The organism is Wolbachia endosymbiont of Ostrinia scapulalis, assembly GCF_023559145.1.
Taxonomy (GTDB): Bacteria; Pseudomonadota; Alphaproteobacteria; order Rickettsiales; family Anaplasmataceae; genus Wolbachia.
The window spans coordinates 1,251,686-1,272,020 of record NZ_CP096926.1 but is presented as its reverse complement, the minus strand read 5'-3'; the positions used below and the strand labels follow the sequence as shown (position 1 = coordinate 1,272,020).

Sequence of the window (20,335 nt, the reverse complement as noted above, 5' to 3'; positions counted from 1 at the left end):
TTTAATAGCTCTTTATCTTCCTGAAATCTGAATGTTTTATCAATGCATCTTCTATTCAGCCGTTAGCAATACTTTCACTTATTCCATAGCTTTGCGCTATATGGAAATATGTACGGTATTTACGCAAATATTCTAGTGCTATTAACAAACATGCATTGTTTATTTGGTTTTCCTCCTCTTGCCTTTTTCTTGGCCTCTTCCTCTATTAAAATTTCTATTATTTTTCCAATGTTTTTCTTTTTACTCCTCTTAGTCTTCGAAGCTTCTCTTCATCAAGTTTACTTACCTGCTCAAAATTTATACCTTCCCTAATATTGCTTCTACTACTTGTTTCTTAAGTTATCCAAGAAGTCTAATGGCAAGAAAAGAAGCACTGACCACTTTTGCTTCAGATGCCCTTGAACAGATATTATTACTAAAAATTAAACATCAAACCAACTTCAATATTATGAGTGGATATATCATCTGCAATAGGTATTGGGATACTAAAGTAACGATAGCCGAAAAAGGTTTTAACTTCTGGGATTATTGAGTAGTCAACACCAAGCTTTATTTGATAAGCAAACCAAGGAACATTCAGTGGCATTGAATTTTCTAGTGATCCATTAATCTTTTTTAATCTAAAAACTGTTGGCCCTATACCAAGACCAATATACGGAGCAAATTGTGTATCTCGAATGCTGGAGTTATAATAGAAGTTTAATAAAAATGCAAACACCCTTGCTGATTTCTCAAATACCGGAGGAGAATTACTATCTTCAATATTGGCTGTAGAATACATAGCTTCAAAATCAACTCGGCCATTTTCCCCAGCATAGTAACCTAAAGATACGCTCCTAAGCCACTGGAAATCAATTTTGCCGTTAAATTTCTCTATACTCTGAATTTCATCCACTAATCCCGCTTTGATAAACAATGATACTACTTTTTCTTGCAAAGAAAGATTAGGATTAGCTGTATTGATTAAATTAATAAACCTTTCTCCTATTGCCTTTATACCCTTTACAAATGTTTCTGAATTATCATGGCATATCTTACCACCGTTAGCACTAACATAGAAATCAAGTTTTTTTGATTTTTCCTTTGTAGGCTCAGCTTGATCTGCAATACTTGGCCACATATTTTTCTGATTAGCTACTTGGAAAACAGAAGGTGAACTACTTTTAAGTTCTTGATATTTTATTGGTATTTCTTTTTCAGCAACCTCTTCAGAACGTATTACACTTTCATTATTATCTGTTTCTAATTTTAACGGTTGTACTTGCTCAATGTGTGTATTGTTACTGATATAAGTAATAAAAAAATAGACACACGGAATGAAGATAAAAAATAAAGCAATAGATACTCTAATTATCATAAATGAATTATCACTTATAGTATAACTACTATATCATATATTCCTTTAATGTACAAAAATTAAGAAATAATATTTCCAATTAAACAATTATTTTCTATTCCTTTAACATGAGCTTTCACAATACTTTTAGCTTGAACTCTTGATGTAAGTTTTGTTAATGCAAAATTTTCTGTTCTACCAATATTATTCTGCTCAACCAAAACGCTTTGCTCAGTGCCGAGCAAAGATTGATAAAAACTGCTCATCATTTCTTTATTTATTTCTCTTAGATGCTTTACTCGTTCTTTACGTACATTCTCTGGTATTTGTGGCATCCGTGCAGCAGGTGTGTTTTTCCGCTCTGAATATGGAAAAGCATGTAGATAAACTACATTTATTTTTTTCAGTAAATCAACTGTATCCTGAAACATTTCATCAGTTTCTGTTGGAAATCCAGCAATAATATCAGCGCCAAATGCTATATTAGGTCTTAAGCTCTTCATTTTATGACAAAATTCTATCACTTGTTCTCTGTTGTGACGACGTTTCATTCTCTTTAGTATTAAATTATTACCAGACTGTAGACTCAAGTGTAAGTGAGGCATAAGTCTTGACTCATTAGCTATTAAATCCATTAGTTCATCATCAACTTCAGCAACATCAATAGAGGAAAGTCTTAGTCTCTTTAACTGTGGTATATCCTTTAAAACTCTTCTAATCATTGAACTGAGTGATTGCTTACCAAACAAATCTGTACCAAAGTCAGTAATATCAACACCTGTAAACACCACTTCTTGATACCCATTTTCTATAAAAATCTTAATTTGCCCTATAATATTGTTTACTGGCACAGATCGATTATTTCCTCTTGCCTCAGTAATTGAGCAAAATGTACAACTATGATTACAACCATTTTGAATTTCAATAAATGCCCTTGATTTATCTTCAAATCCATTAATGAGAATAGGTTCTACTTGGTTATCACTGACTAAGATTTCATCATTATTTAGTAGATAATTTTCAGCTCTTAGCTTGTCTTGATTACCTAGCACTTTACTTACACCAGGAATATCACTATATGATTTAGGATCTAATTGAACAGCGCAGCCAACTACGATAATTTCTTTACTTGGGTCGTTTTTATAGATCTTACGTATTTTTTGCTTCACTTGGCGTTCTGCTTCGTTTGTCACTGCACAGCTATGCACTACAACAACATTTTCTCTCTTTGCTTTTTTTAATGCTTCTTTGATTAACTCGCTCTCGTAAAAGTTTAGACGACAACCAAACGTTATCACTTCATTCATGCTTTTGCTTTAATAGATCTAAATTATATCAAATATCCAAGCAAAATGACTATTTTTTGGTGGATAAATGTATAACTAGTGCAAAAATACCATCAATCTCACTTTCTTCTTTTTAAATATAAAGATCTTTACACCAAGAAACATCATTGTGGCCAACCCTTTGATTATCGATCTTTTCTCCCTGGGCGAGATACTCACCACCATTTTCAATAAAGTTAACATCATATGATTGAGCCATATCTCTTAATTCACGGATAAAAGCAAGCTGAGCAATGTTTTGCTCAAAAAAATACGACTTTTCAGGTTTAGAATAAAGTATTGCACACATTATATCTTTTTCAGGCTTAGCTTGGAGTATCTCTTCAATTCTCTCTTTTCCTAGCTTTTCTTCAAATTTTGTCTTTATTCTATCTTGGCTAAGTATATTTTGTTTATAGAGAGTGATATTAGTTTTTCTGTCAGATTAAGTTGCGTCTAGTACAACTGACTATGCAAATAAGCTAACAGAACTTGAGATATTTTAATTATTATCAAGGTGAAGTTTCACGTTTTTTATTAAGAGGATCCACATCTGGATCTTCTATATAGTTTTGAGGTTGTTCTTGAAACACAAGACGTGCTCCCTCAAAGTTATACTCCTAACCTTCATATAAAGAATCTTCTTCTTCAAAATTGTGTTCTATTTCTACTTCAAACTTGAATCCTAACTTCTCGCAGAATTTGTAGAAATATTCTTTAATGGTATCAAATAAACTTCTGCCATCAATTTTGTAGTCTCTCAATTTTCGGGGCACAGTAAGTGACAATTTGCCATCTTTATATATCACATCATCTTTCCCATCTTGAGATTCAAGTGCGAATTCTAGTGAGCTGTTCAATTTACATAATTCTTCATTTGGCTTTACAAGTATGGTGGCAGAGATTAGCTCTTTAACTGTGACTTCTACACGTTCTGAATTACTGCAATTAATATATGTTGTATGACTGGAGCTGAAAGTTAATTCATGTATTTTAGTTACATGAAAAAGAGGACTATCCTCATTATATAATGCACCTACATAAGCAGCTTGGTTACAGTTAGTAACTAGTTCCTTTAAGATAGAATCGCTTGGAACTTGAGCTTCAGCATATTTGAACATTGCCTTGAAAACTTCTTTTCCAAACGCACGATAACTTTTATTTTCATCTCCTTCTTTTGGTAATAGATGAGCGTACCCTTTACCTAGATTATAAAACTTTTCAAACTCCTCTTTAATATTGGTCGGTTTTTTTATTGCCAGGTATCCCTTGATTTTTATAATACCTATCCCAAACTTCATCAAAATTGTATTGCTTAGCTCCGTCTATCAATGCACCAATTAAACTTTCGTCTAGATTTTTGCTGTTAATAACAAATCTCATTCTTCGAAAATCTTCATACATCTGCTCACCAGTGTTTGCTGACTCATTGGTTTTATCAGCCCTTAACCTGCTAAAATCAAACTTTTCCGCTTGAGCCTTTAGCGTAACTACTGGATTTCCCTTTTTTTCCTGTATAGAGTTGTTCATTGTTAATACTTTGATATGAATTGCTGATAGTATAATAATACATAAAAATAGTTAATATGTCAATAATATACTTAACATAGACAGTCATAATAGGGTGACAGGATTTTAGTAAGGCTCTATTATGAATAAACGGTTTTATACAGTATGAATGTTGATGAGCAGTCAAGTGTGCTGACTTTTCTAAATAGTAAAATTGAGAATATACCAAGGTTTTATTCCGCAATATTGCCTAAACTTTGCGGTGGAGAAAGAGTAATGAACTTGCTGTTTTATAGGCCGCTCAGCTATGTGGATAGAAGTAAATCACTACCTGATGCTCAAGTGGGAGAATTTACAACTTTTGTGGCAAAAGTGTATGAGCACCAGCGCCCCACTGTTAGAGGTAGGCCATATAAAATAATCGTTGAAAGTGAAAGTCAGTATTTATTTATAGTTTTTTTTAATTACTCAGTTAAATATTTGTATAAATTATTTCCAGTTGGAACAGATATAGTAATTAGTGGTAAACTTGAAAAGTTTGCCGAACATTGGCAAATTACTCACCCAGATTACATGTTGTCTGATATCAATCTATTTAAAGAAATAGCCTGCATAGAGCCAGTTTACCAATTATGTCGCGGTATTACTAACAAGAGCATTAGAAACATAATAAGTTCTAATCTAAAAGATTTGCCTGATTTGCCAGAGTGGATAGATGAAACATTAATCAAGCAAAAGAAATGGCTGAATTGGAAAGAAAGCATCATAAGATTGCACAGACCGAGCTCACTCGCAGAAGCAGAAGTTTGCAGAGAAAGACTTGCTTATGATGAGCTATTTGCGTACCAGTTGGCACTAAAGCTTGCAAGGGAAAATCATGTAAAAAAAGAGGGAAAAGAATTTATAATATTGAGTAAATACAAAGAGCAGGTCTTAAATGAATTACCGTTCCAATTAACAAATGATCAAATTCGAGCGATAGATGAAATCTCAGAAAGACAAAAATCCAGATACCGCATGGTAAGTCTGCTGCAAGGTGACGTTGGGAGTGGCAAAACTGTAGTTGCACTCTTTGCGATGCTGAATGTGGTAGAAAATAACATGCAAGCAGCTCTAATGGCACCAACTACTATCTTGGCTGAGCAACATTATAATTGGATCGAAGAAGCTCTATCTTGTACTGATATAAAAGTTGCTCTGCTTACTGGTAAAACTGCGCGCAAGGAAAGAAAGACTATCATGAACGAACTTGCAAATGGTATTCTAAATATAGTAATTGGTACTCATGCATTATTTCAAGCCAACGTTACATTTAAAAATTTAGGACTCGCAGTCATAGACGAACAACAGCGATTTGGAGTGATACAGAGGAATCGGTTGGTAGGAAAAGGAGAAAATACCGATATACTTTTTGTTACTGCAACTCCCATTCCAAGAACCTTGCAGCAAGCTATGTATGGTGATGTTGAATGTTCTATTTTAAGAGAAAAACCAAAATCTAGATTGCCAATAAAAACCGTTATTATGAACGTTAAAAAAGTATCAGATATTATTCAAAGACTGAAAGATGCTATAAATAGAGGCGAAAAAGCATATTGGATTTGTCCATATATAGAAGAAAACGAAGAACTCAATATTGCCGCAGCAGAAATGCGCTTTCAGGAACTACAAAAGACATTTTTTGATAGAGTTGGAATAATACACGGAAAACTAACTCAAGAGCAGAAAGATCAAGTGATGTTTTCCTTCAAGAGGAATGAGTTTTCTCTGCTTGTTGCAACCACTGTGATAGAAGTTGGTATAGATGTACCAGATGCAACTATTATGATTATAGAGAATGCAGAGCAGTTCGGGTTATCGCAATTACATCAGTTAAGAGGTAGAGTAGGACGAGGAAATAAACCGTCTTTTTGTGTACTGTTATATGACAATCTCAGTAAAAGTTCGTATTCAAAGTTAAAGATTATGTGTGAGTCACAAGATGGATTTTATATTGCTGAAAAGGATATGATGCTGAGGGGTAGCGGAGATATTCTAGGCACAAAACAATCAGGGTGCATGGAGTTTAAATTTGCTGATTTATATGAGGACAGAGAATTGCTCAACCTTGCATATAATAGTGCAAAAGGTACAATAGCTAATTTTGAATTACTGCTTGATATATTTGAATATAGAAGTAGACTACATTTTTCAAAATTTCAGTAATCTTCCAAGCCATAACCTTCATGAGTAGAAATTCCTTGACAGACGGGAGTATTTAACAAACCATATGCGTCAAGTTAAGGAAAAATAAGAGTGAAGAAGAAGTTTTTACCATAAGAATAAATTGTGCAGAGTTAATAGCAGGCCCTGTAAACAAAATGTTAGCAGGTCAAATTAATCAAGGGCAGGAAGTATAAAAATGGAAAAAAAGCAGTAACTTAGCCTAATGACAATAAATATATATATAGAAGGTACCGTTTTAAAGAGCACAAAAGGAATACACAGTAAAAGCGAGAAGAAGTTGAGAATATGTATGGAAGCAGTGTGGAGAAGTGGCTGCCAATGATCAAAAATTTACCACAATTACAGAAGTATACACAAGAGGTTTAAAAGGTGATGCAAAAAGGGAATTTTGGCAAAATGACTTAAGTATGCACAACAAGATCCAGATTTGCATAATTGATGATCAGATGTCATTCATGCTGAGCCTATATATAGAAAAAATTCTCAAGCTCAAGAGGGCTTAGGGTGGAACTAAAATTCATGGACTTGTTGACGCACGTAATTAATTTCTTTTTTTTAAGTTAATTAATGTTAACAAGCCACGTCTGCCTGTAATCATGTTAATACCAAAATATAATGTAAGAGAAGAAATGGGCAGTGCTATGGTTAAATACAACAATTTTTGTTTCTTTCTAACCATGCTTCCATATGAAAAACATATGACATAAAAAGGAAAACAAAAAGCTAAGAACCTTGACGCGCTTTACATCTTGGCTTTACCTTATTTATAATATAAACCTTACCACCCCTTTTCACAACTTTACAATTTTTATCTCTGTTACGATGAGATTTTAGTGACCCTTTAACTTTCATATCTACAGTAAGAATAGAATTACCTTACATTATGATCACTGACAGAGAGTTAGTCAATTGATAAATTTTTCACATTTTATTAAAATACTGTATAATTGTTGCTGATACTTCTTCGATTGACCTTTGCGTGACATCAATAATTGGCCAGTTATTTTGCTTAAAGAACTCCTCTGCTTCTTTAATTTCCTTTTCTACTTTTCTAGGGTCAGCATATATATTATTACCTTCATTATTAATTGAAGTCAGTCTATTTTTGCGTATTTCTATTAGCCTTCTTACGTCTATTGTTACTCCTATAGTCAGTTTATTTTTTAATTTTGCTAAGTCGACGTAAAAGGGTATCTCGCTAACAAAAGGAACATTTGCAACTTTATAGCCTCGGTAAGCTAAATACATACTGGTGGGAGATTTTGATGTGCGTGAAACTCCAACCAAAATTATATCGGCTTTATCAATATCTTGAATATTTTGTCCATCATCATGATTAATGGTATAGTTTATTGCCTCAATGCGCTGAAAATATTCGTTATTTATCTCAGCATGTAAGTCAAGTTTTTCGTCTTTTTCAATTTCAAGATAGGATGAGATTTCCCTAATAATGTGTGATAATATCGCTCTGTAGGGAATTTTTAGCTTTATACAATTATTTTTTAGATATTTTCTTAGCTCATCATTAGTAATAGTGCATATAACAAAATTATGCTCATCACTTTTTCTATTAATTTCCTCTAAAATTTTGTCAATCTGCTCTTCTCCTTTTACGAAAGACCAAACATATTCGATCGTTTCTACAGAACGAAAGTGTTTCAGAGCTGATTTTGCAACTGATATAACAGTTTCACCACTTGAATCTGACACTAAGTGTAGGTTAAGCTTTTTAAGGATCATCAACGTTATACTAAAAATAATAGCAAGCAATCTGGTACTGAAATTGTGCTAATTTATTATACTACGTAAATATAGAAAAACTATCTTGTTGATAAAACTCAAACTAATTGATAAATTCTTAACACAATTATTCTCAAAACGAATGTTTTTATTAAAGCCTACAAATTTCACTTCTTTTACTAAAAAAGCTCTACCTTGGCTTGGGGTTATTTGTTTCGCATGTTTTTTAATTGGAATGTTCTTGGCATTATTCTTCTCCCCAGGAGATTATAAACAAGGAGAAATCGTACGAATTATGTATCTTCATGTGCCTTCTGCATGGCTTGCTCTTGGAATATACGGACTCATTGCATCACTCAGTTTCATTTCATTGGTGTGGAACAATAGCGTTGCTAGTGTTTTGGCACATGCTGCTGCTCCTGCAGGGACAGTCTTTTCGGCAATATGTTTAATCACAGGTAGCATCTGGGGAAAAGGAACATGGGGTACTTGGTGGGTATGGGATGCAAGGCTTACTTCAATGCTGATTTTGTTTTTTCTGTATGTTGGTTATCTTTCATTGTGGAGCGCTTTTGATAATCAAGCAAGAGCAGAGAAATCATCAGCAGTATTTGCCATTTTTAGTGCTATAAATATTCCCATAGTAAAATTTTCTGTGAATTTATGGTCTACTCTTCATCAGCCAGCAAGTATTTTTAGAAAAGGTGGAGTAGCAATAGAAGGTTCTTTACTGCTGCCACTCATTGCAATGTTTATATTTTGTGCAACATTCTTTTTAGTAGTGTGGATACTTAATGCCCTTCATTTAATTAATTTGCAGAAGATAAAGAGAGAAATCAGTATGCGATATTAGGTATGCAGTTCCAGAGTGTAATGTTGTGAACAGCGACAGAGATTAAAATGTAGAGCAATCATCCATTAGCAAGTTCCAGAACTAATTACGTACAAACCACACTTCAAGATTATAGTGATTAATCACATGAAAGTAGAAGAATCATGACTCTCTAAGGTGAACTGTATGCAAAATTAGCAAAGATACGTTAGAAATTGAAAGAAAATTTTTATTGATAGATATGCTATATTTATAATGCAAGTTATTAAATTTTTAATTACTTTAGCTTATAATAGCTCCTAAGTTACCATGAAGTTTCTTGAAATGTGGTTTCTTTTACTCACATTAAATTTGTAGTTTTTTTATTTTAATACAATTTCAATTTTGACTGTAGAGGAGGTACCGATGTCAAAAAACACCTATAGTAACCAAATTAATAATAGTTATTTATATAACAACAAACTTTTTTATGGTGAAGAGGATATAGATGAGATCACTGAGGGTGAAACTACGACTGAGAAGGAATTTACAAATAGTTCCGTAGTAAAAGAGGATTTTGAACTAGTAGAAAAGAAGCTTACGAAATGTGAAGAGGAGGTTAAGCGAGCAAAAGCAGAGACTGAGTGGTATAAAAAAATAGCTGAAGAATGTAAAAAAGGAAGTGGTACGGGCGAACCTGTTAACGATGAAGGAGAAAATGAAAATGGAGAAATTACATCTCGAAAAGTAACCTCAGATTGTTCCAAGTATGAAAATTGTGGGCCGTATTCTCATTTTTATAAAGTTGATAATAAGATAGGTTGTCAAGGTTTTAGTGCATCTGATTTACTAAAGGAATTATATCCTGAGATGTACAGTAATCCTAAGATTGCAAAATATATAGAAGAGGGAGCAAATGGTAATTATGGTGCAGTAAATTTTAAATTTGCCTTTACAGAGGATCTTAATTCAATATCCTGGCTTGGTAATATAGAATGTGAAAAATGTGTGGATGATCAAATAGAGTTAGCGTGTCGAGAAGAAGAGATTAAGAGTTTCTGTTACCCGAACGTTTACCGTAGTAATCCAGAATTCAACAAGAGCTTTTTTTCTAGAGGATCATGCCCTAATCTCTTTAGAGAGTCCAGTGAAACAAGTGTTGTAAAAGCAAAACAAGTTGCACCATTGATACTTGTTAATACCTTAGGACAAATGGTAGATAAAGAGGGTAATAACACTAAAGTATACTATGATGCATTGAAGCGTTATCTAAATGATGATGGTAAAATCAAGGATTGTGGAGATAATCAAAAGTGTAAGGATTATATTCCAATTATGGAGAAAGTTGCATGGAATAGTGATAAGGAAGTACTATTAAAAACTGCTGTTAATAATACGCAAGAGGCAAATCCTTACTATTATGGAAATGAGGATAATTCTACTTCCGTTGAATTTGGTTCTATATAACGCTGAATTTGTCTAATTTTTTCTACACTAGACACAATTTAGTCGTATCTGAACAAATACATAATCTATATAAAGAGGACGTAGGTACCATCTGTCCTTTTAAGGCATTTATGTCAATGATATGCGTAATCCATGATTTTAAACATGATGACCCTCCTAAGTAATACAAAAAAACTCAGAAAAATGTATATAGCTATGATAGAAGTTATCTATACATAAGTACAATATACTTTAACTAGAGATTATAAATTAATGAAGTTGAAAAGTCTGCAGACGAAGATAGATTTCGAGCTCTAGAATATCTTCACTATCAAAATAACAAAGCTGTCAAAATTTGTCAAGTAATTTTTATCGCAACTGTACAAACATTGCACAGGACAAATTTAAAATGCTGTAAAATGGTGTCTGTTCAGACGCATGTGAAACCAGTGCTTCTTTTCATCCCACTTCCATGCGGCTAAACCCTTTTCATAATCTCCTATCTATCATTTCTTAAACCACTCCCCTGAACGGATACAATTAAATACATTTTTAACATTTTTATAGAAAACTATTAGTATAGATTTGTATGCTGCCCTCATGGCTATTTTAAAATGTTTAATACTCCTTTTCATTATTTCTTGTACACATCTACCTAATAAGCAACATTCTGTTAATATAGACAATTATAAGCACGATTATTCGTTGCAACAATATAATACTCCTTTGAAGAATAACGAACCAGCAATACCAGAAATGATACCTTTACCGGTAGAGTTTCCCGATCTTACAACCAGTAATCAGTTTCTTTCGATTAATGTTGATGAAAAAGTACCAGTAAAGGATTTACTGATTGAGATAGGAAAACTTTCTGACATTAACTTAGACATAGACCCCAAAATATCAGGTAATATTACTTTAAAACTAAAAGATAAGAACGTAAACGAAGTAATTCAGAATATAGCCAACAGCGCCAAATTGCGTTACTCAATGAATAATGGTGTAATTAGAATTGAACAAGATTTGCCATATGCACAAAATTATTACGTAGACTTCATCAATATTCAACACTCTGCGCAAAGGAGTTTTATCATTGGTAACAATATTACCGACAGTGATGGTGATAGAAACTATATGAAATCTCAATATAGTAGTGATTTATGGAATTCATTAGAAAAAGGCTTAAATGCAATAATGGATGTTAACGGAGTAGATGATGGTGAGTTTCTTTCATCCAACAGAGAAGCTGGTGTCATTATTCTAAATGCTAGAAAAGATATTCACAAAGCTGTTGAAGAATATATTAATAAAGTTAAGAAATTGGCGTCTTCTCAAGTAATGATCGAGGCCAAAATAGTTGAAGTTTTATTAGACGATAAATACCTTTCTGGTATCAACTTAAATGATTTGCATAATGAAACCAAATCTATAACAAATCAAGGTAACTCTATTATTGACCTAGCAATTAACTCTAGTGTTAGTGATTTAGGAGATTTAGTAAAAAATTTAGGCAAATTTGGCACTTCAACCGTAATTTCAAGCCCTAGAGTACATGCTATAAATAATCAGCAAGCAATGATTTCATTTACTAAAAACCATATCTATTTTACTTCCGATATACAGAAAAATACCAAAAATTCTAATCATGCATTAATTACCAAGATGAATAGCACTCCAATAGGTGTGGTGTTAATAATCCACCCAAGCATTAACATTGATACTAATGAAATATTCATGGATATACACCCAACCTTATCAAGAATTAACGATTACACTAAAGACCCAAATATAGAATATGTCGCACAACAGAATAAAATGAAATTAAATAGTGACATTCCAATTATTGAAACCAGAGAAATGCACTCTACGTTAAAAATTAAGAGCGGCGAAGTTATGGTAATTGGTGGGCTTATAGAGCATAGAAAAGATAACCAAAACTTATTGCATCAAAAGTCAAAAAAACTGGCTAAGACAGTAGAAACCGTCATCTTCCTGAAAGCAACAATCGTACCAACACTTGGTTTATTAGATACAAAAGATAGGAATTTATATATATATTAAACGTATCCGTTCAGGCAATGGCATCAACTTAAGGAAAGATGTTGGGGTTGCTATTATGATAAGAAGAGAGTATCGGAATGATAATTAAGACAGCTTAATCATAAAGCTTTTGCAGTAAATTTAAGTTACTTTAGTCATTTATTAAAGTTTTTAAACAGGTCTTAGTTTACTTACTTTATTGTTTTCTTTATTATCAAATATTGCTTTAAATAATATGGAGGAGCACATTGTCAGCAATTGCCGTTATTGATTTTGGTTCACAGTTTACACAGCTTATTGCAAGACAAATCAGGGAAATGGGCGTTTACTGTGAAATATTTCCAAGCAATATCGATTTCAAAACAGTATCAAAATTCAATGGATTTATTTTTTCTGGAGGACCGCAATCTGTAAATGACAATTGCTCTGAAGTAAGTGAAGTAGCACATAAAATTATAAAACTTAACGAAACAATAAACACTCCTATACTTGGAATATGTTATGGACAGCAACTCATTTGTCATTATTTCGGGGCAAAGGTAAGAAAAGAATTCAATCAGGAATTTGGCAAAACTAAAATCAAGATACTAAAAGAATCCCCAATTATAAAGGATACTTGGGACGTTAATTCCGAAATCGATGTGCTAATGAACCATGCAGACAGTGTCGAAACTATACCGCAAGGATTTACTGCTATTGCCTCAGGTATAATAAATCAAACAATCGCAATAATTGCCAACGAACAGCGGAAGATTTACTGTACTCAGTTCCATCCTGAAGTTAAGCCTACGACAAATGGTAGTAAACTTCTCTCTAATTTCTTAGATATTGCAAATTGTGAGAGAGATTGGACAATGAAGTCATTCATTGAAAAACAGAAGGAAAAAATTCAAAACTTAGTAGGGGAGAAAAAAGTAATTGCTGCAGTAAGTGGGGGAGTTGATTCAAGTGTTGCAGCAGTTCTTACACACAAAGCTATAGGAAAACAATTAAACTGTATTTTTATCGATACTGGGTTATTGCGTAAGAGCCAGACCACTGCTATGTTAAAAGAAATTCCAATAAATTACGTTGATAAATCAAACTTGTTTTTAAGTAGGTTAAGGGGAATAACTGATCCGGAAGAAAAGCGAAAAATTATCGGCAATACTTTTATCGAAGTATTTGAAGAAGAGGCAAAAAAAATAGGTGATGTGGATTTTTTAATGCAAGGCACCATTTACTCTGATGTAGTTGAATCAGGGCACGCTTCAGGAAACACTAGTACAATTAAATCTCATCACAATGTTGGTGGGTTGCCAGAAAAAATGAATCTGAAACTAGTAGAACCTTTACGCTATCTCTTTAAAGATGAAGTAAGGCTGCTTGGCAAAGAAATTGGGCTTTCAGATGAGATAATATTGCAACATCCATTTCCTGGACCTGGACTTGCAGTGAGGATCATAGGTGAGGTTGATGAAGAAAAGGTACGAATATTGCAAGAAGTAGATGAAATATATATCAACACAATGAAAAATTATGATCTGTATGATAAAATATGGCAGGCTTTTGCTGTACTGTTACCAGTAAAAACTGTGGGAGTTATGGGAGATAATCGTACATACGGATATGTTTGCGCTTTAAGGGCTGTGACTTCATCTGATGGCATGACAGCTGATGCATTTCCATTTGAAAATAAAGATCAACATTCGTTAGTATTTTGGAGGTTTTTGCAAGACATCAGTAGTATAATTGTTAACAAAGTTTCTGGAGTAAATCGAGTTGTGTATGATTTAACTTCCAAGCCACCAGCAACTATTGAGTGGGAGTAGCAATAATTTCATTCCAGTTTCAGCTACTCGAATCACACCAAAGAGGCTGCTTGCATAGCTCAAATTTTAAGGAAAACTATTTAATGTCATTCCAGCGCGTGACGCTGGAATCCAGAAAAAAAGAATAATGGATCCCAGTGTCAGCTACTCGGATGACATCGAAATGTTCGTACAGATGTTCGTCACACACCGGAATAAAAATTAGACTTTTGCTTTGTGCAAAATAATTTCAAGGCCGCATTTTCTTTATTTTGCTTATAGCTTCCACAAGCATTGCAAACATAAATGAAGAATACAAATATGCTTTTGGTAGCTCTATGTGAAGTCCTTCAAGTATTAAATATATACCGATGAGTAACATAAATAGAATGGCAATTACTTTTAAGCTTGGGCTGGATTTTATTAACTTAGCGGTATAACTTGATGAAAATAGCATTGCTAATATGGAAAATGTAAATGCTATAGCAATGATTATCATATTATGAGTTAATGCTATAGCAGTTAATATTGAATCAACAGAAAAAACTAAATCTATTAATATAATTTGTAGCACAACTAAAAAAAATTGTGATTTAACGTTTGCCTTTGTTTTGTTCTCCTTATGTACAAAAATTTCGCTCCATAACTCCATAGAACTTTTAACAATAAGAAATAACCCTCCTGCAATCATAAGCAAATCTTTTACTGAAATATCTAGTGATACAGAGTAAAATATAGGCTTTTCCATTGATAATATATGTGATATAAAAAATAATATTACAAAACGCATCAATAGCGCCAAGCCAAAACCTATCAGGCGGGCTCTTTCTCTCAGCAGATTTGGCACCTTATCTATTGCTAGAGAAATAAAGATTAAATTGTCTATACCAAGTATAGTTTCAAGTAGCGTAAGTATCAATAAAGTCCAAGCATCAGCTAGCATTTTCATTCCAAAGTCAGCCTTTGTACTTTACAATAGATGTGTAAAAATTAAGTAACTTCGACTAGGTAATTAAAAAATCCATACGCGTCAAGTTAAAAGATTGTGAGCAAATTTAGAGAGGTTAAAGTGGATACTCTAGTCCTTCTACGTTTGTCTTTTAATGAAAATAGCGACCAAGTTATAGTGAGTTTTTTAAGAAATGCTTTTAAACTATTAATTTTGGTTAATACTAAAAATAACTCTCTAACCCGCCTTTTTAGCTCAATAAATGCCTTTGTTAAGCTAAGTTCTGTATTCTTTTTCACTTCTGTGCAACCAACTATGCCGTGAAATATAAGAATTGCGCACAATTTAGCATATAGTTCACATAATACTCTGCATGGCTTTCCTTTTAGCTTATCAAGCCTGATATAGCTTTTATACAATTTAAATAATAACTCAATTTGCCACCTTACTCTGTAAATCGTTAATACTTGCTCAGCACTAATTTTATTTTCTGGAACATTAGTTATAAATATTGACCAGTTCAACAATTTTTGATTTCTTTTAGAGGATGTATATCCCTGCGATCTTGCTAATCTATTAGCTTTCCTTCTTCTGGCCATAGACTGTTCTTCAGTTAGTTTCTGACATATAATTCTTACTCTAATTTTTGCTTCTTTTCCTAACAATACCTCGTTTTCTAAAAATAACTTATCCTCTAAACATTCTAATAACTCCATTTTTTGATTTGTTTCTACATCATATATGTTGGTATCAGATTTATAACGACTTATGAAATAAGCTCCTATTTCATTGATTTGTTTAAAAGAACTTGGCACAAAATAACCGAGATCAGATATTAGCAAATCATTGCTTAATATATTACTTAAATGTTTCCTATATCCCTGGTCTGATCTTACCCCCTCCGTTAAATTAAGTTGGTCTATTATCTGATTCATGTAGTCGAAAACTAATTGTAACTTTATTCCAGACTTAGTATTGCTTTCATAGCCACTGTAGCTAGTACCATAACCTTTATACATCTCTTCCATACTGTTAGGTAGAGTAATATAGCTACTGTCCAATAATTTAACACTATTAAATTGCTGTAAGATTTTGCAATCAACTTGCAAGATATTTTTAAAGAGAATCACAGATTCATTATACATCCTTTTCATAAATTCCACTGCTTCTTCAGTAAATCTAAAATCCAAACCTTGTTTTGTTATATCTATCGAGTCCTCGTTTAGTAATTGACACATTGTTTCTACGCTACAATTATCAACTCCTATATTACCCAAGACCATGGCTTTTACGAATGATGAACCTTTTAGCTTTCTCTTTCTTTTTATAAACCTTGTTGTAATTGAGATTTTCTCTGCTTTTTCATTAAAAAATTCTTTGAGCTTTTTTGATAAGCAAGTTATTTTATTCATTGGTTCTCTCACTAAAAGTATATCTGGGAGAACTTATACCTTATTATTCTATCTCTTTCATACCTTTATTTCCTTAACTTGACGCGTATGGATGGCACAACAGTGCCATCAACTTAGCGCTTACAGCACTTATATGCTCTGGAACCAAAGGAGAAGAAATTTTCCTGTCTTACACAAAATTTATAATTCTTTCTCTAATTTTATATCATTTTTACTAAGGTATAATAAATTGCAATGAGAAATTCAGATATTAATATATGTATTATTTAGTATAATAAAAATATAAAAATCTTAGTGAAAAGATGTGGACTTAAATAATTTATCTTTTATACATAAGGAAATATTGGTCAGCTTGGGGGTCATATATGTCAAGAAGATTTAAAAATACTGTAGGAAAAAAAAGATCAATCAATAAGGAAAAAAGGAATAGATGGATTAGTATTGAATCAGAATTGCGAGATGTAGAACAAAACAGAACAATATATTTTCTATTGGGAGGAGGTGATTTAAAACTTAAGTATGTATGTATGCTTGACGATACATCTTATCGTATTCTTGTTGCTGAAGGAGAAATAGTGCATGCAGAAAATCCAAAAGTGATGATTGATAATATTGTTTCTGATCTCAAGAGTGGAAAAATACGAAGTTATAAAAGATATAATGCCAAAGAGTTTTATGAAAAGTATCTCAAAGAGTTTTTGAGTAATGAGAATTTGCAAAAGCTGGAAGCTGTTGATATTGAAAGTACAACAACAGAACTACCAAACTTAAAACAAGTAATGGAAGAAATGAAAAAATCAAACGCTAGTAATGGAATTACAATTCAAAATATAGGAAATGTTAAAAATACGACAAATATTTTGGGTAATCCTATGATTCATGATAGGAACTTGAGAAGATTTAAATTATTGGAAACATCTCGATCAAATAAGGAAAATATGGGAGTGTTAACAGTAGATATGTTAGCAATGGGAGTAGTCTTGTTAGCAGCTATCGCAGCAGCTGTACCATTTAAATGTTGGTTTTATAATAGAAAAAATAAAAGCCATAGTAGTTCTAAGGAAGAAACTTCATCTAGTAATTTATTAAGTGCAATAACCTTAGAAAGTAGAGGTAATAGTATTATTTAGTCACAATATTGCAAAAATAGAATTTTTTTATTATTTTTTTACAGTTTCCTCATTTAATAATTTTTATGCTCTAATTATTATACTTAATTTATCATTACCTGTTGTGTAAACAGGATGAGAATTTTCAATAATCTACATCCTTTAGTAAGAAAAAATCAATACATTCACGATAAATTTACCTCATATCTGTGTTTTATATGTGGAATTTCGAATGGAAAATTATGCAGGCAAAGAAAGAAGAATAGTGAATATAGTTACTCAACATTGGAGTGATATAAAAGGATCAGATAGAGAATGGCCAGAAAGACATGAAATAGACACTGCAGAAATCATGGAGTCATGGCAGCATTGTTTTATCATTGAAGTTAAAGATCGAGGTTATATTTGTGAAAATGCAGGAGAAAAAGCTATTGAATTCTATGGTTTTGAAAAAAAGATGTACATCGATGATAAGTATGCAATTGATGCACCATTTTTGCGGTTATATAAAATAGATGCAGTTATTGATAAACTTGAGACTGTAATAGAGAGTAAATGCTCAATTAACGAAGAGGAAGAAAGTGAAAGTGTTAAAATAAGGCAAGTATTGCTACCAATTGGGAATGAAGAAGGTATAACACATATACTGGGTGTGATTACATTCAAGCTGCTTTAAAATACAATTTTAATTTGATTCTTTAATAAAATTATCTATACTCATACTTAATTACTAATAAAGAACTAAATAGTGGTGTTTGTAAATTTGTTTAGAATATGACGAAAATAAAATTAAAAACCAAATCTTCTGTCAAAAAGCGCTTTCACCTTACAGCTAAGGGTAAAGTCATCTCTACTCAGTCAGGTAAGAGACATGGCATGGTAAAGAGAAGTAAATCTAATATTCGTAATCAACGCGGTACAACGATTCTCAATAAATCTGACTCGCGTATAGTTAAACTTTATATGCCTTATGGTATTTAATAAAATGGAGGTAAGATAAAAATGGCTCGGATAAAGCGTGGAGTCGCTACTCATGCTCGTCATAAAAAGGTATTAAAATTAGCAAAGGGTTATAGAGGACGGGCAAAGAATTGTTATAGAATTGCATTACAAAGGGTTGAAAAAGCACTACAGTATGCTTATAGAGACAGAAGAAATCGCAAGCGTGATTTTCGTGGTTTGTGGATAATACGTATTAATGCAGCGGCAAGAGAACATGGACTTACTTATGGTAGGTTTATGTATGGTCTTAAACTTGTTGGAGTTGATTTGAATAGAAAAATTCTTGCTGAGATGGCTGTTAATCATAAGGATGATTTTGCTAAATTAATAGAAACTGTAAATATTAAGTTAGCAGAAAATTCCTAAAGCAAACACACCTGAAAACATGAGAATTATTTTCATGGGGTCACCGGGGTTTGCTGTTGGTGCGTTAAACTTACTATTGAAATTACAGAGTGAAATAGTAGCAGTATATACTAAAGCTCCAAAGCCTTCTGGACGTGGGCAGAGGTTAACAAAATCGCCAGTACACATCGTTGCTGAAAAAAGTGACATAGAGGTATGTACTCCTACCTCTTTAAAATCTTCGATAGAGCAAGAAAAGTTTGGAAATTTTAAGCCAGACGTTGCAGTTGTTGCTGCGTATGGATTGATACTTCCAAAAGAAATTTTAAATATTCCCAAATATGGTTGTATTAATATTCATCCATCATTGCTGCCTAGGTGGCGCGGTGCAGCTCCGATACAGCACACAATTTTAGCCGGAGATCAAGAAACCGGAGTTAGCATTATGCAGCTAGATGAAGGATTAGATTCTGGCCCTATTTTAAAACAGAAAAAATTTCTTATTGAAAAAAGCGATAATTATAAGACGTTGTATGATAAATTGTCTGAATTAGGTAGTGATTTACTGCTGAAAGTACTAAACGAAATTGAAAAGCAAGTTCCCTTAAAACAGAGCGATAACGATGCGTGCTATGCTGACAAAGTAAAAGACTATAAAATTTACGCAAGTGACGCCTGTGAAATTGCTTATAGAAAGGTTAAAGCATTTTATCCAAAAGCATTCATTAAGGTAGAGAATAAACGTATCAAGATACTTGATGCTGAATTTGAAGCCTTCACTTCAGGACAAGGTGAGATCATTAATGATAATATGCATATAAGTTTAAAAGGTGGTACTTTAATTCCTAAAGTTGTACAAATGGAAGGAAGAAATCCTTGCGATATTAAAGATTTTGTTCGTGGCTTAAAATCAAGTTTAACAAAAAAATTTATAGAATAGACTACTTTGAAGGGAGGGTGAGAAGAGCTAAAGCAACTTCTACAATTTGGTATTCCGCTGCTTGTTAGCGGAATCTACAACAAGATACCGCGTTTTGGTGTACGAACATTGCAATTTGCAGGTAATTTGAGTAGTAGATGGTGTCATTCCAGTGCTTGACAATGGAATCCAGTTTCTATTGTACAGCCACCTGGTGCGTTCATTTAAAGTGAAGTTTTCTGGATCCCAGTGTCTGGGCACTGGGATGACATCTTTTTTGGTCTCTTGTATCACAATGTTCGTACAGTTGTGGATAACGTGGCGGTATGACGTAGTAGCTATATATAGACAAATTTTCTTTTCTTAGATATAATCT

The 20,335-nt window shown here is 32.8% G+C and carries 18 protein-coding genes and 3 pseudogenes; 11 read left to right on the top strand and 10 right to left on the bottom strand.

Going from position 1 to position 20,335, the window contains the following annotated elements; translation table 11 throughout:
- Positions 1-64: 64 nt before the first annotated feature.
- The 5 genes and pseudogenes from M1L26_RS06205 to M1L26_RS06185 all read right to left on the bottom strand — a co-directional run.
- Positions 65-301 (bottom strand): annotated as a pseudogene (locus M1L26_RS06205) (transposase family protein); the annotation flags it as partial.
- Positions 302-415: 114 nt separating this feature from the next.
- Positions 416-1,357, bottom strand: a complete 942-nt coding sequence (locus tag M1L26_RS06200) for an outer membrane protein (RefSeq protein ID WP_211908405.1) — start codon at positions 1,355-1,357, stop codon at positions 416-418.
- A gap of 59 nt (positions 1,358-1,416) precedes the next feature.
- Positions 1,417-2,643, bottom strand: a complete 1,227-nt coding sequence (gene mtaB / locus M1L26_RS06195) for a tRNA (N(6)-L-threonylcarbamoyladenosine(37)-C(2))-methylthiotransferase MtaB (protein ID WP_211908406.1) — start codon at positions 2,641-2,643, stop codon at positions 1,417-1,419.
- Positions 2,644-2,755: 112 nt separating this feature from the next.
- Positions 2,756-2,971 carry a hypothetical protein gene (locus M1L26_RS06190; RefSeq protein WP_211908407.1) on the bottom strand — a complete coding sequence of 72 codons (216 nt, stop codon included), beginning with the start codon at positions 2,969-2,971 and terminating at the stop codon, positions 2,756-2,758.
- A gap of 310 nt (positions 2,972-3,281) precedes the next feature.
- Positions 3,282-4,191, bottom strand: a pseudogene (locus tag M1L26_RS06185) (hypothetical protein).
- A gap of 144 nt (positions 4,192-4,335) precedes the next feature.
- Here M1L26_RS06185 and recG point away from each other — a divergent pair.
- Together recG and M1L26_RS06170 are read left to right on the top strand one after the other, a co-directional pair.
- Positions 4,336-6,375 (top strand): ATP-dependent DNA helicase RecG, encoded by a 2,040-nt coding sequence (gene recG, locus M1L26_RS06175; RefSeq protein ID WP_211908408.1) that lies wholly within the window; start codon positions 4,336-4,338, stop codon positions 6,373-6,375.
- Positions 6,376-6,704: 329 nt separating this feature from the next.
- The gene (locus tag M1L26_RS06170) at positions 6,705-6,899 is read left to right on the top strand and encodes a hypothetical protein (protein WP_010402151.1); all 195 of its coding nucleotides are present in this window, start codon (positions 6,705-6,707) and stop codon (positions 6,897-6,899) included.
- A 220-nt stretch (positions 6,900-7,119) separates the two neighbouring features.
- Here M1L26_RS06170 and ykgO read toward each other — a convergent pair whose 3' ends face one another.
- Together ykgO and M1L26_RS06160 are read right to left on the bottom strand one after the other, a co-directional pair.
- A complete protein-coding gene (gene ykgO / locus M1L26_RS06165) occupies positions 7,120-7,248 on the bottom strand; it encodes a type B 50S ribosomal protein L36 (protein ID WP_006015378.1) in 129 nt (42 codons plus the stop codon).
- Positions 7,249-7,317: 69 nt separating this feature from the next.
- On the bottom strand, positions 7,318-8,136 hold the full coding sequence (locus M1L26_RS06160; RefSeq protein WP_010402159.1) for a pyruvate, water dikinase regulatory protein: 819 nt from the start codon (positions 8,134-8,136) through the stop codon (positions 7,318-7,320).
- 142 nt (positions 8,137-8,278) lie between these two features.
- Between M1L26_RS06160 and ccmC the strand changes: the two genes are divergently transcribed.
- The 4 genes from ccmC to guaA all read left to right on the top strand — a co-directional run bounded on the left by ccmC (position 8,279) and on the right by guaA (position 14,244).
- Entirely contained in the window at positions 8,279-8,989 is a 711-nt protein-coding gene (gene ccmC / locus M1L26_RS06155) for a heme ABC transporter permease CcmC (RefSeq protein ID WP_211908410.1), read from the top strand.
- A 384-nt stretch (positions 8,990-9,373) separates the two neighbouring features.
- Positions 9,374-10,414, top strand: a complete 1,041-nt coding sequence (locus tag M1L26_RS06150) for a hypothetical protein (protein ID WP_211908412.1) — start codon at positions 9,374-9,376, stop codon at positions 10,412-10,414.
- 579 nt (positions 10,415-10,993) lie between these two features.
- Complete coding sequence (locus M1L26_RS06145) at positions 10,994-12,454, top strand: type II secretion system protein GspD (RefSeq protein WP_250120159.1); 1,461 nt, start codon at positions 10,994-10,996, stop codon at positions 12,452-12,454.
- 227 nt (positions 12,455-12,681) lie between these two features.
- Positions 12,682-14,244, top strand: coding sequence for a glutamine-hydrolyzing GMP synthase (gene guaA / locus M1L26_RS06140; RefSeq protein WP_211908416.1), 1,563 nt, complete (start codon positions 12,682-12,684; stop codon positions 14,242-14,244).
- Between the two features lie 229 nt (positions 14,245-14,473).
- Here guaA and M1L26_RS06135 read toward each other — a convergent pair whose 3' ends face one another.
- Together M1L26_RS06135 and M1L26_RS06130 are read right to left on the bottom strand one after the other, a co-directional pair.
- On the bottom strand, positions 14,474-15,166 hold the full coding sequence (locus tag M1L26_RS06135; protein ID WP_211908418.1) for a TerC family protein: 693 nt from the start codon (positions 15,164-15,166) through the stop codon (positions 14,474-14,476).
- Positions 15,167-15,258: 92 nt separating this feature from the next.
- Positions 15,259-16,584 (bottom strand): IS4 family transposase, encoded by a 1,326-nt coding sequence (locus M1L26_RS06130; RefSeq protein WP_250120158.1) that lies wholly within the window; start codon positions 16,582-16,584, stop codon positions 15,259-15,261.
- Positions 16,585-16,949: 365 nt separating this feature from the next.
- On the opposite strand from M1L26_RS06130, the gene M1L26_RS06125 reads away from it, so the two are divergent.
- From M1L26_RS06125 to fmt, 5 genes are all read left to right on the top strand, one after another.
- Entirely contained in the window at positions 16,950-17,714 is a 765-nt protein-coding gene (locus M1L26_RS06125) for a hypothetical protein (protein ID WP_250120157.1), read from the top strand.
- Between the two features lie 211 nt (positions 17,715-17,925).
- Positions 17,926-18,369 carry a PAS domain-containing protein gene (locus tag M1L26_RS06120; RefSeq protein WP_019236701.1) on the top strand — a complete coding sequence of 148 codons (444 nt, stop codon included), beginning with the start codon at positions 17,926-17,928 and terminating at the stop codon, positions 18,367-18,369.
- A gap of 98 nt (positions 18,370-18,467) precedes the next feature.
- Positions 18,468-18,674 (top strand): 50S ribosomal protein L35, encoded by a 207-nt coding sequence (rpmI, locus tag M1L26_RS06115; protein WP_006013548.1) that lies wholly within the window; start codon positions 18,468-18,470, stop codon positions 18,672-18,674.
- A gap of 21 nt (positions 18,675-18,695) precedes the next feature.
- Positions 18,696-19,061 (top strand): 50S ribosomal protein L20, encoded by a 366-nt coding sequence (gene rplT / locus M1L26_RS06110; RefSeq protein ID WP_211908450.1) that lies wholly within the window; start codon positions 18,696-18,698, stop codon positions 19,059-19,061.
- A gap of 19 nt (positions 19,062-19,080) precedes the next feature.
- The gene (gene fmt / locus M1L26_RS06105) at positions 19,081-19,980 is read left to right on the top strand and encodes a methionyl-tRNA formyltransferase (RefSeq protein ID WP_211908448.1); all 900 of its coding nucleotides are present in this window, start codon (positions 19,081-19,083) and stop codon (positions 19,978-19,980) included.
- Positions 19,981-20,067: 87 nt separating this feature from the next.
- Here the strand turns inward: fmt and M1L26_RS06505 are convergent.
- Positions 20,068-20,223 (bottom strand): annotated as a pseudogene (locus tag M1L26_RS06505) (WPE palindromic element domain-containing protein); the annotation flags it as partial.
- Positions 20,224-20,335: the final 112 nt, after the last annotated feature.

Excerpts from the sequence above, each read along its gene's own strand:
- ccmC (WP_211908410.1), top strand. The coding sequence starts at position 8,279 with ATGTTTTTATTAAAGCCTACAAATTTCACTTCTTTTACTAAAAAAGCT.
- rpmI (WP_006013548.1), top strand. The coding sequence starts at position 18,468 with ATGACGAAAATAAAATTAAAAACCAAATCTTCTGTCAAAAAGCGCTTT.
- fmt (WP_211908448.1), top strand. The coding sequence starts at position 19,081 with ATGAGAATTATTTTCATGGGGTCACCGGGGTTTGCTGTTGGTGCGTTA.
- rplT (WP_211908450.1), top strand. The coding sequence starts at position 18,696 with ATGGCTCGGATAAAGCGTGGAGTCGCTACTCATGCTCGTCATAAAAAG.
- M1L26_RS06190 (WP_211908407.1), bottom strand. The coding sequence starts at position 2,971 with ATGTGTGCAATACTTTATTCTAAACCTGAAAAGTCGTATTTTTTTGAG.
- M1L26_RS06145 (WP_250120159.1), top strand. The coding sequence starts at position 10,994 with ATGGCTATTTTAAAATGTTTAATACTCCTTTTCATTATTTCTTGTACA.
- ykgO (WP_006015378.1), bottom strand. The coding sequence starts at position 7,248 with ATGAAAGTTAAAGGGTCACTAAAATCTCATCGTAACAGAGATAAAAAT.
- M1L26_RS06150 (WP_211908412.1), top strand. The coding sequence starts at position 9,374 with ATGTCAAAAAACACCTATAGTAACCAAATTAATAATAGTTATTTATAT.
- M1L26_RS06130 (WP_250120158.1), bottom strand. The coding sequence starts at position 16,584 with ATGAATAAAATAACTTGCTTATCAAAAAAGCTCAAAGAATTTTTTAAT.
- recG (WP_211908408.1), top strand. The coding sequence starts at position 4,336 with ATGAATGTTGATGAGCAGTCAAGTGTGCTGACTTTTCTAAATAGTAAA.
- M1L26_RS06135 (WP_211908418.1), bottom strand. The coding sequence starts at position 15,166 with ATGCTAGCTGATGCTTGGACTTTATTGATACTTACGCTACTTGAAACT.
- M1L26_RS06160 (WP_010402159.1), bottom strand. The coding sequence starts at position 8,136 with ATGATCCTTAAAAAGCTTAACCTACACTTAGTGTCAGATTCAAGTGGT.
- M1L26_RS06125 (WP_250120157.1), top strand. The coding sequence starts at position 16,950 with ATGTCAAGAAGATTTAAAAATACTGTAGGAAAAAAAAGATCAATCAAT.
- M1L26_RS06200 (WP_211908405.1), bottom strand. The coding sequence starts at position 1,357 with ATGATAATTAGAGTATCTATTGCTTTATTTTTTATCTTCATTCCGTGT.
- M1L26_RS06120 (WP_019236701.1), top strand. The coding sequence starts at position 17,926 with ATGGAAAATTATGCAGGCAAAGAAAGAAGAATAGTGAATATAGTTACT.
- mtaB (WP_211908406.1), bottom strand. The coding sequence starts at position 2,643 with ATGAATGAAGTGATAACGTTTGGTTGTCGTCTAAACTTTTACGAGAGC.